A 10,496-nucleotide genomic window follows, 5' to 3' on the forward strand; every position below is an offset into this window, starting at 1 on the left:
TTTATGGTCTGCGGGCTAACGCCAATTAGTTCGGCAATCTTACGCCGAGAATACTCGTCGTGATTGAAGTAGACCTCAATGTTTCCGCGCTCTTTCAAAGTTAAGTGGTGACCCTTAGGACGATTCATGGTAAGCTGTTCTTGCATCAAGACGAAGACCTCTTTCATTGTTTGTGTGAGAACTCCAATGATACCTGAGATTTACGTCTTGGTGTATTTATTTTGTCCTAAATTCTAAGTGGCTAACTTGATTATAAAATTCGCCGTCCAAAATTAGTAACTGTTTGAAGGGAATATTTGGCGATTACTCTATACAGTCCCATTCCTAACAAAAGAGAGTGGGACATAACTCAAAAAGTTGCTCCTTTCAGAACTATTAGATTCTGAAAGGAGCAACTTTTATTTACGCCACTATGGTGCCGAAACGTGGGACATAAGGCGGTTAGTTTGTTGCGCTTAACTAAGTGCCCGTGCATCAACCCAGTAGTTGGTTTTATTCCCACTGAACTGAATACGGTACCAGGTCGTCTTATACGCCGTCTTAATCCCCCGTAAGTTTACGGTTACCTTAGTTCCCTGCTTGCTTCCGGCAGGCCAATTGAATGTCTGCTGGTCGAAATGGGTCTTCTTGACGTGGTTATACAAACTATATTTGCTAAACTTACTGCTGAGCTTTTTCGTGCCCGTGACTGCCGAATATGCAACGGCATCATACTGGGGACTCACAGCTGGTTCCCCAGCAGCGACCCAATACTTCTTCGTACCAACCTTAATGCGATACCAAGTACTCTTAATCCCGTCTTGGGTTCGCACCGCTTGGTTATCGGCCGCATAATTCTTGGCGGTCAACTGATTAAGTTGCCCCACGGCCTTCGCCAGGTACGGTGAATTATAGACGTGATCGTAATAGTAGCCGCTGGATGCACTGTCAACTTTGACCGTTGCTGCACCCTTTTTATATTTCACCGTCGGCAAGGTCAACGCATTGTCGTAGACCCAATACTTCTTCGCGGTCGCACTCTTGCTGAAGCGGATACGATACCACGTTGTTTTCTTCCCGGTTGTTGCTGACTGTTTAACACCACGCATGTCTAGGTAAACTGACTTGCCAATTGTGGCACTTACCTTTGTCCAAGCCGTCTTCTTCACACTGGCCCGGGTTCCCTTAATATGGTTGTAGAGCCGGTAGCTCGCATACTTGCTGCTGAGTCGCCCAGTTTGGCCACTGTCGCCACCGTAATACTTGGCGCTATCATAAACTACTGGCTTAGTCGTACTGGAACTGCTGGACGAACTGCTGCTGGCACTCGAACTGGAGCTCGAACTGCTTGCATTACCATCCAAACTATTTAAATTGTACTGCTGAATCAACGAAATCAGACTACTGCCATAGACCGGCGACGTCGCATAGGTGTTGGTCAGCGCATTGGCCGCATCCGCATACGTCGCCGCGTTTTCGCGCCAAGTTCCGCTATAAATAGCTGGGTTATAGCTCGTCCCGTTACGAAGCAGCGTAGCATTATCCGTCATCGAGGCCTTAGCGTTCGGGTATTTCCGAAAACTAGCATTGGTGTAATACAGTTGTCCGTTTGCATCATACTCCGCTGTCTGCATGGTTATAGATTGCCCATTATAACTGCCTTTGATTCCAAAGTAATTGTTTGCCTGAGTCGTTAGTGCACTGGTCCCCCAACCACTCTCTAACGCCGCCTGAGCCATCATAACTGACGGATACAACTTATACTGATTGGCAACCGTCTGCACCGGACTCTTTAACTGCGAAATAAAGGCCTGGGGATTCGTCGTTGCCGCATGACTGTTCGTGATACTGAGGCCACCCGTGACTGCTCCCACGAAGAGTACAGCCACAAGCCACCATTTCGTTCGTTTCATCTTACAAGTTCCCCCTTAAAATCGCTTTCAGGACAAGAATACCATACCACGGCAACTCGGAGAAAGAAAATTTTATGCAGAAACTTGGTTAATTTTACCACCTAGTCTAACTGGCTAGCAGCGGCCTCGTCAAGAATGACGGTGACGTTCGGATGAGTCTGCAAATAGCTGGCTGGCACGTCCGGCGTGATTGGGCCTTGAACCATAGCAGCAACGGCAGCGGCCTTGGCTTCACCGTATGCAACAATCAGAATCTGTTTCGCTTGAAGAATGGAACCCACGCCCATGGAATAGGCGAAACGGGGAACTTCATCGGCGTTGTCGAAGAAGCGCGCGTTCGCAGCAATGGTCGATTCGGTTAAAGCCACTTTATGCGTCGTTGATTCGGGATCAGTCCCGGGTTCATTGAAGCCAATGTGCCCATTTTGACCTAAACCTAGCAGTTGTAAGTCAATTGGATTTTCTTTAATGATGTCGTCGTAACGCTTCGTTTCTGCTGCAGCATCGGCATTTGTCCCGTCTGGTACATAAGACTTAGCAAACGGCTTCGCGTTGAATAAATGTTGTTGCATAAAGTAATGGTAGCTTTGTGGATGGTCTGCATTCAACCCCACGTATTCGTCTAGGTTAACTGAGGTTAATTGACTGAAATCCAGGTTGCTGGCCACCAGTTGTTCATAAATGGTTACCGGTGTGCTCCCTGTAGCTAATCCCAGAACCTTAGCGCCCTTGGCTAATGCCTGCTCAAAGACCTTAAAACCAGCTCGGCCCCCTGCTTGCTTGTCACTAACAACCTGTACATTCATATTCGTCAATTGTTTCATATCATTCAGTCTCCCTCTCTTAATGGTATAGTCCAATTATAAATGCTCTAGACCAGTTTTGCAAGCTTTTTGCTCAAGTCATCTGAATCGGCTTGAAATATATCTTTAAACCTGAAAACTATAATTAAGTTGGCTAATTATTGAAACAAATACATGTTCTTCCAACTCTCCTTTAACTGAAAAACATTCTTCTAAATTTTCTTACACCAGTTAAGCGCGACTTGTCTCCTAACCATTTACATCTCAGAAAACTATTTATCCAGCAAGCACCTAATCCCCACTGACCGTACAAAAAAGGGCGCCACCGTCTTCCGATGTCGTCCTACTTCCGCCGAATACCACGACGATTGGCGCTTAATTCATTTTGCTGTTTCCGGAATTTTTCAAACGTTGCGTCCCGTTGTTTCTGATTTTTATGGGCATCAACCCGTTTTGTATACTTCATTGTTTTCACCTACATTTTCATTTTACATTTGAACGTACTATACAACGAAAATCTTTTTTTCGCAAGTAAAGGGAATCTGAGCGGTGACTCCCACATCACTCGGATTTTCGGCTTCTCCGCCGATAATCAGGACAGATGGCTTGTCTTGCTGACAGAGTTTGATTGGAAATGGATCCACAACCCTATACTACCAGTGGAACCTCCCACCAACTATCATAGCCTAGAAGAAACACACCATGCTACCTATCTATAGCAATATTACATAGAAGCTAGCTACATAGGCATTCTGAGCTTAACGTTTAAATCGGTTATGATAAGCAACCAGAAACAGTGACAATCTTAGAAGATGGCCTAGACTGGCGCAAGTTTCGCTAGTCTAGGCCTCGGGCGAATTTAGAAAAATAGACTCTTGGTAGCTCACTCCAATTCACCCTTTAGCTACGACCATCCTCATAAGGCGGTAGTCGTGCAGTCAGCCCAATACAAGCCTAACCACAAAAAGAGCGACCAACTAAACTGGCCGCTCTCCAAAAACAGTTTTTAATTACTCAACCGTAACACTCTTAGCCAAGTTCCGTGGCTTATCAACATCCAATCCCTTGTTCAGACTGGTGTAGTAAGCTAACAACTGGGCTGGCACAACGCTCAACAGTGGCATCAACATTTCGTCAACGTCAGGCAAGATCAGGTCATCGTCATCCATGGCTAAGCCCTCACGCACGATGGTCATGGTCTTCGCACCACGAGCAATCGTTTCTTGTAGGTTGCTCCGAGTCAAGCCAGCAGTCTTTGCCTGGGTGATGAAGCCGATAACTGGCGTGTCCTTTTCGATCAAGGCAATCGTCCCATGCTTCAATTCACCGGAGGCAAATCCCTCACACTGGATGTAAGAGATTTCCTTGAGCTTCAAGGCAGCTTCCAGAGAAACGGCGTGGTCGAGTCCCCGACCGATGTAGAAGGCCCGGTTCGTATCCATTAAGTAGTCATTGGAGATCTTTTCCAATTTGTCCTTTTCGTCGACAATCGCTTGCATCCCGGTAGCAACTAACCCTAACTGTTGACGGATGTTGAAGTCTTGCGCAACGATTTGACCCGTTACTTCACCCAATGCCTTTGCCAAGATAGCTTCCAATGCAATCTGGGCGGTGTAAGCCTTGGTTGAAGCCACGGCAATTTCAGGACCGGCATGTAGCAACAGCGTAAAGTCTGCTTCACGAGACAACGTGGAGTTCTGAACGTTGGTGATAGTCAGACTCGGATAGCCCGCATCATTAACGTTAACCAGTACTTCCCGACTATCTGCCGTTTCACCAGACTGCGTCAAGAAGATAAAGAATGGTTTCTCGGACAGCATTGGTTGTTCGTAGGCAAATTCAGAGGACACGTGAACTTCCGTTGGGATGTGTGCCAATTTTTCAAATAGCCGCTTTCCAACTAAGCCAGCGTGGTAGCTGGTCCCAGCACCCACAATGTACAAACGGTCAGCCGCCCGCATTGCGTCGATCAGCTTGCTGTCAAATTGTGGTTCGCCATGTTCTGACAAGTAAGTTTGCGCCAACTTACGCATCACGTTAGGTTGTTCGTCAACCTCTTTCAACATGTAGAATGGGTAAGTCCCTTTATCGGTTTCGTCGGCGTTCATGTCAACGTGGAATGGCTTCCGTTCTACGGCATTACCGTCGGCATCTTGAATGGCAACCTTGTCTGGCGTAATGGTAACCACTTCACCATCCATCAGTTCCAAGAACTCATGCGTTTCACGCAACATAGCCAAGGCGTCGGAACAGACCACATTAAACCCGTCACCAACACCGATTAACAGAGGGCTCTTACTCTTTGCGACGAATAACGTATCTGGTTGTTCGCGGTCCATCATCAGAAAGGCGTATGAGGACCCTTTTAAGAGACTCAACGTCTTCAGGAAGGCTTGCTTCGCGTCCAAGTTATCTTCCACGGCAAACTTGTCGATCAATTGAACAACAACTTCGGTGTCCGTTTGGCTTCTGAAAGGCACATCACTCAAGTACTTTGCCTTTAATTCCTGGAAGTTGTCAATAACCCCGTTGTGTACCAGGTAGAACCGGTCGTCGTTAGAGAAATGGGGGTGCGCGTTGTCCACACTAACCACACCATGAGTTGCCCAACGTGTATGCCCGATTCCAGTTGATCCGTGGACTTCTGGTGTGATCTTTGACCGTAATTCGGCAATCCGACCCTTAGTCTTTACTAAGTAATCTTGCCCCTTTTGGTCGTTAACGTAAATTCCGGCTGAATCGTAGCCGCGGTATTCCAACTTTTGAAGCCCGTCAACTAAAATCTTAACGGCATTGTCATTACCCGTAACTCCAACAATTCCACACATAATTTTTCTTCCTTTGCTCGACACCAGTTTCGGCTTACCGAAAGGGTCGGATAGTTTTATGATTGAAAATGTATCAGTTTTCTTCAGAATTGGTATAGACTGAAACCAGCTGAAAAACATTTCTGAATGACTATACTTTACAGCGTTTAAGTAATGTTGTCAATTATAAAAATCCAGAATGGTCTATGATTATTTTCATAATTATTTTTCATAACTGTCGTGTGTGGCTAACACCTTGACTAGCAAAGGTTAGACAGCCACATCATCATCCCATGAAAAGAAAGCATTCAGTAATTATTTTGTTTAGAAATATTTTCTGTAAAAAAAGAATCCAGATCATTTGATCCAGATTCCGCACAATTATAAGTTAGTCCACGCCAACTTCGGCCCGCACAACGTCTGCGATCCGGTCAACGTAACCCGCAACGATTTCTTCAGTTGGGGCTTCCGCCATGACCCGTAGGAGGGGTTCCGTCCCGGAAGGACGAACTAAGACTCGGCCATCGCCGTTCATTTCCTTTTCAACGGTCGCGATCATCGCTTGAACTTGAGGGTTCTCCAAAGCTGCTTGTTTATCGGCAACCTTGATGTTCACTAGTTTTTGGGGATAGGTCGTCACGTCAGCGGCTAACTCGGACAACTTCTTGCCCGTGACCTTCATGATATGCAACAGTTGTAAACTGGTCAGCAGGCCATCACCAGTCGTATTGAAGTCCAAGAAAACAATGTGACCGGACTGTTCGCCACCTAGATTGTATCCAGACTTGAGCATTTCTTCAACCACGTAACGGTCCCCGACCTTCGTCTTAACTGACTTCAGCTCGTGGGCAGCCATGGCCTTGTACATTCCCAGGTTACTCATGACCGTCGTCACGATTGTATCCTTCTTCAGACGACCATGTTCAGCCATGTACTTGCCACAAATGTACATGATCTTGTCCCCATCGACAATGTTGCCAGCCTCATCGACCGCAATACACCGATCACCGTCACCGTCAAAGGCCAACCCGATTTGGGCACCCTTTTCCAGCACAAACTTTTGTAGTTGCTCCGGATGCGTCGAACCAACTTGGGCGTTAATATTTAACCCATTTGGTGTCGTGGCGATCGTATCAAAGTCCAAGTTCAGGTCAGCATATAGCCGTGAAACTAAACCACTAGTGGCCCCGTTAGCAGAGTCAACAGCGATGTGTAGGCCATCCAAGTCGTCAGCGATGGTTTGTTCCAAGAACTGAATGTACTTTTGGCTACCTTCAGAGTAGTCTTCAACCGTCCCCAACCCATCCGTAGTTGGCCGTGGCAATTCATCCTTTTCACCATCCAAGAGGGCTTCGATTTCTTCTTCCATCTCATCGGACAGCTTGTAACCGTCGCTCCCAAAATACTTGATCCCATTATATTCAACGGGATTGTGGGAAGCCGTAATCATGACCCCGGCAGCGGCGCCCTGTGTCCGGACCAAGTAAGCAACAGCTGGCGTAGAGATAACGCCTAACCGCAAAACCTCGATTCCCACGGAAAGTAAACCAGCAACCAATGCGTTTTCCAACAATTGACCAGAGATTCGGGTGTCCCGTGCAACTAAGACTTGGGGATGTGCATTTTGACTATCTGCGTGTTGGGTCAACACGTACCCACCAAAACGGCCAACTTTAAAAGCTAATTCGGGCGTTAATTCCTGATTAGCAACCCCGCGCACACCATCGGTTCCAAAATACTTCATCGTAAAATTCCTCATTTCTCAACTTTGTTTTTCGTTATTTTGAGACAGCCTTGACCGTGACCTTAACTGTCGTCGGATCAAAAGCTGTGACATTATTATCGCTAGCATCGAGGGTCACCGTCTTCGTCGCCGTCTTTTTGACATCACTAACGTCGACATCTACGGTCGCTTGATCCAGCGCTTTAAGCTCCGCTGCGCTCCCATAAGCCGTGACCTTGTTCACGTTACTAGTTAGTTTGTACGTCGTTCCGGACGAGCCATTTTGCGCATTTAAATTCAGACTGACCTTCTTGCTCTGACCATCGGACGTCACCGGCAAATTAACCGTGGTCGTGGACGGGGTCAAAATGACGTTAACCGTCTTGCCACTATTGTCGAGTGCCTCGATAACGGCTTGACTGCTGACCGTCTTCTTAGTATTCTGTGGCACCGTCAACTGTGCGACGACTTGCTTGACACGTGAAATCTCGTTGGCCGCGCCAGTCGCCTTCACGGTCGTGGTATCTGTCGTCGCCTTACCAGCGGTATACCCGGCCGCAATATTGCGACTATTGTACTGAACCTTTACTGGGAAGGACACGGTCCGCCGTGGCTCAATATCCACCGAGATCTTCGACGGTGAAATAGTCGACTCAATCTCATGATTCAAGCCCTCTTGATGTAGGGTCACCTTATGCTTCCCCACACCCAGATTACTCAGTGCCGCATAAACCTTAAAATTCTGCGTGTTAGCGGTCGTTGTGACTAACGCCAATGGCCCCCGCAAGGTCACTTTAACTTTCTGCGGGTACCCGGTCACAAAGTACTTGTTACTATTCACGTTCAACTGTAGCGGCACTGAGACCGTCATTGTCTTGGTTGCCGTCAGGGACGTGTTATTGGTCGAATTGGTCGACTGCGAATTACTTGAGCTCGACTTAGTACTATTGACGTAGAAAAACAGCAATACCGCTAAAATCAGAGCTAGGATTCGATACAGCCACGTGGTGTAACGCTCATTTTTCATTAGCGCCGCCCCCCTCGGAAGCGCTCATCGAACCAATCGAGCGCCTTAACTAAGAAGTTCCCATCATTAGTGGCTTCTTCATTAACCAATTCATTACGTAAAAACTTCAGGTAATCAGCTTGCGTTAATCCACGAAGCAACTCATTGTTCTTCGTAATCGACACTTCACCAGTTTCTTCTGAAATGACGATGGTCAACGCATCCGTCACTTCAGAAATACCGACCGCCGCTCTGTGCCGCGTCCCCAGTTCCTTCGGAATCAGATTGCTCTCGGACAAGGGAAGGTACGCCGCCGCAACGGCGATTCGATTATCCCGAATGATGACCGCCCCATCATGAAGTGGCGTATTCGGAATAAAAATATTGATCAACAGTTCGCCGGTCAACTCCGCGTCTAATTTGATACCAGTCTCGATATAGTCTTCCAGCCCGGTATCCCGTTGAATGGTCATTAACGCCCCAATTCGCCGCTTAGACATGTACTGAATGGCTTTATCCAAGCCTTCAATCATCTTGGTTGCCGCTTCATTCTCGTGGCGAACCCGCACAAAAATCGACCCGCGACCCAAGTGTTCCAGTCCCCGCCGAATTTCCGGTTGAAAGACAATGATAATCGCGATAACACCCCAGTTGATGACCAAGTCGACCAACCACGATACCGTATTCAACCCCACGTAAGTGCTAATGAACTTAACGATCAAGATCAGGATTACGCCACGAAAGAGCTGAATCGCCTTGGTTCCACGAAGCATCACAATCAGCTCATAAATGACGAACCAAACGACCAAGATGTCGAGTAGGTTGACTAAATTCCCTAACGTAAGGAGTTTTCCCCAATCTAGGTTCATGACTTTCCCTCCAAATCGAATTCAAATTTTATTATAGCACGGCGGCCTCAACATTTCGCCTCGAATCCCAACAAGTCGTGGAAAGTCACCGGAAACGGCGGCCAAAACTTACGGATTCCTTAAAGTATAATCGGTGAGTTATTTTCAGGAAAATAATCTGTTACCATAGAAGTCATATTCTATTTACTGTCAGCGATTTCGCTGTAGAATGGAAGTAGAAACTTGGCGAAAGGATTGGTGATGGCTTATGAATCGGCGTGCCCGATGGGAAATTCGGATCTTCTTTGTGGCGTGGCTAATTTTTCTTTTTTTCCGCGCAAAGGACCCGTTTTCCTTCTTAATCCTTAACACCTTCTTGGGCTACATCCCCATTGAGCTGAGCTTCCATATCGGACGGCAGCGACCAAAAGCATGGCTGTTTTGGCCGCTAATCATCGTTTGGCTGCTGTTCTATCCCAATGCGCCCTATCTATTGACAGATCTGTTCCACCTATCCTTACTGCAACCCTATGCCGTCACCGGATTGTTGCGGGTCACCCCACACTTGTGGATCTACTTTACGTACATGATCATTAGTGCCATCAGCTGTTCGTTTCTGGGCTTTTGGAGCCTCAATTATGTCAGTGAATGCATTAGTCTCAGGTTGGGCAAGGGAAACACCGCCGTTCGTGTACTGACTGTGATTGTGTTGACTTTTCTCACGTCAGTTGGCCTCTACATTGGACGATTTCTGCGGATTCACACCGTTTACTTGTTTCTAAACCCCGAGCAGTTTATTCGGCCGCTAATGGACATGTGGACGCCAAATATGTGGATCTTCGTGGGATTGATGACGCTGATCCAGCTCTTCTGTTACTGGGTACTCTATCTCATTATGACCAATAGCCGGCAGACAGTTGACGATTAGAACTTAAACTTGCGCCATGGGATTAAAGATGGGACCACCTTGGCTACAAGAACTTATTGCCCAAAATTAAATGTTAATCCATTGATGAATTAAAACACTTCGACCTTCTTGGTTATAAGCTGTTTTGGTTCTTTTTTCGGTAAAGGGCCTCCCCTCTGAAAGCCAAAATTGACGTGCACAATCAGAATCGGAGGCGTTTCCCCACAGCAAACGAAATCTCTGACAGCCGGTGCGCCACTAATTTGCGAGTGACAATTCCTACTGGCGCGTCTCTACATCCTCCTGACCGTTGACCTAGATAAGCATACTGCCAGCCAAACCATTCACCCGCTTCATCTCGCGCTCACAATTATATTTTTCCTACTACGGGTAAGCGCAACCCATCGGAGATCAGGTATCACCTGCTTATACCGGCTCTTTGTCAACCGGTGTTGATGGAGGGAATTTCGGAGGTTCAATTCATTTACGAATTGGGCCTCTTTTTTGTAC

9 protein-coding genes are annotated in these 10,496 nt (G+C 47.0%); 1 reads left to right on the forward strand and 8 read right to left on the reverse strand.

Annotation, left to right across the window (positions count from 1 at the left end):
• The 8 genes from EKM89_RS12895 to cdaA form a co-directional block, all read right to left on the reverse strand.
• Nucleotides 1-167: helix-turn-helix domain-containing protein (locus EKM89_RS12895; RefSeq protein WP_164510493.1), on the reverse strand; the 167-nt coding region annotated here is incomplete at its 3' end.
• 288 nt (nt 168-455) lie between these two features.
• Nucleotides 456-1,892 carry a glycoside hydrolase family 73 protein gene (locus EKM89_RS12900; RefSeq protein ID WP_125689134.1) on the reverse strand — a complete coding sequence of 479 codons (1,437 nt, stop codon included), beginning with the start codon at nt 1,890-1,892 and terminating at the stop codon, nt 456-458.
• Nucleotides 1,893-1,993: 101 nt separating this feature from the next.
• Entirely contained in the window at nt 1,994-2,698 is a 705-nt protein-coding gene (nagB, locus tag EKM89_RS12905) for a glucosamine-6-phosphate deaminase (protein WP_225421890.1), read from the reverse strand.
• A gap of 340 nt (nt 2,699-3,038) precedes the next feature.
• Complete coding sequence (locus tag EKM89_RS14330) at nt 3,039-3,161, reverse strand: hypothetical protein (protein ID WP_125689137.1); 123 nt, start codon at nt 3,159-3,161, stop codon at nt 3,039-3,041.
• A gap of 544 nt (nt 3,162-3,705) precedes the next feature.
• Entirely contained in the window at nt 3,706-5,523 is a 1,818-nt protein-coding gene (gene glmS / locus EKM89_RS12915) for a glutamine--fructose-6-phosphate transaminase (isomerizing) (protein WP_125689139.1), read from the reverse strand.
• Nucleotides 5,524-5,890: 367 nt separating this feature from the next.
• Nucleotides 5,891-7,246, reverse strand: a complete 1,356-nt coding sequence (gene glmM, locus EKM89_RS12920) for a phosphoglucosamine mutase (protein WP_125689141.1) — start codon at nt 7,244-7,246, stop codon at nt 5,891-5,893.
• A 34-nt stretch (nt 7,247-7,280) separates the two neighbouring features.
• On the reverse strand, nt 7,281-8,252 hold the full coding sequence (locus EKM89_RS12925) for a CdaR family protein (protein ID WP_125689143.1): 972 nt from the start codon (nt 8,250-8,252) through the stop codon (nt 7,281-7,283).
• Nucleotides 8,252-9,100: a diadenylate cyclase CdaA gene (gene cdaA / locus EKM89_RS12930; protein WP_125689145.1), complete on the reverse strand. Its 849-nt coding sequence runs from the start codon at nt 9,098-9,100 to the stop codon at nt 8,252-8,254. Before cdaA ends, EKM89_RS12925 begins: the two co-directional genes overlap by 1 nt.
• 247 nt (nt 9,101-9,347) lie before the next feature.
• Between cdaA and EKM89_RS12935 the strand changes: the two genes are divergently transcribed.
• Nucleotides 9,348-10,007 carry a DUF1361 domain-containing protein gene (locus tag EKM89_RS12935; RefSeq protein WP_125689147.1) on the forward strand — a complete coding sequence of 220 codons (660 nt, stop codon included), beginning with the start codon at nt 9,348-9,350 and terminating at the stop codon, nt 10,005-10,007.
• The last annotated feature ends 489 nt before the right edge of the window (nt 10,008-10,496 follow it).

The organism is Levilactobacillus fujinensis (assembly GCF_003946335.1).
GTDB lineage: Bacteria > Bacillota > Bacilli > Lactobacillales > Lactobacillaceae > Levilactobacillus > Levilactobacillus fujinensis.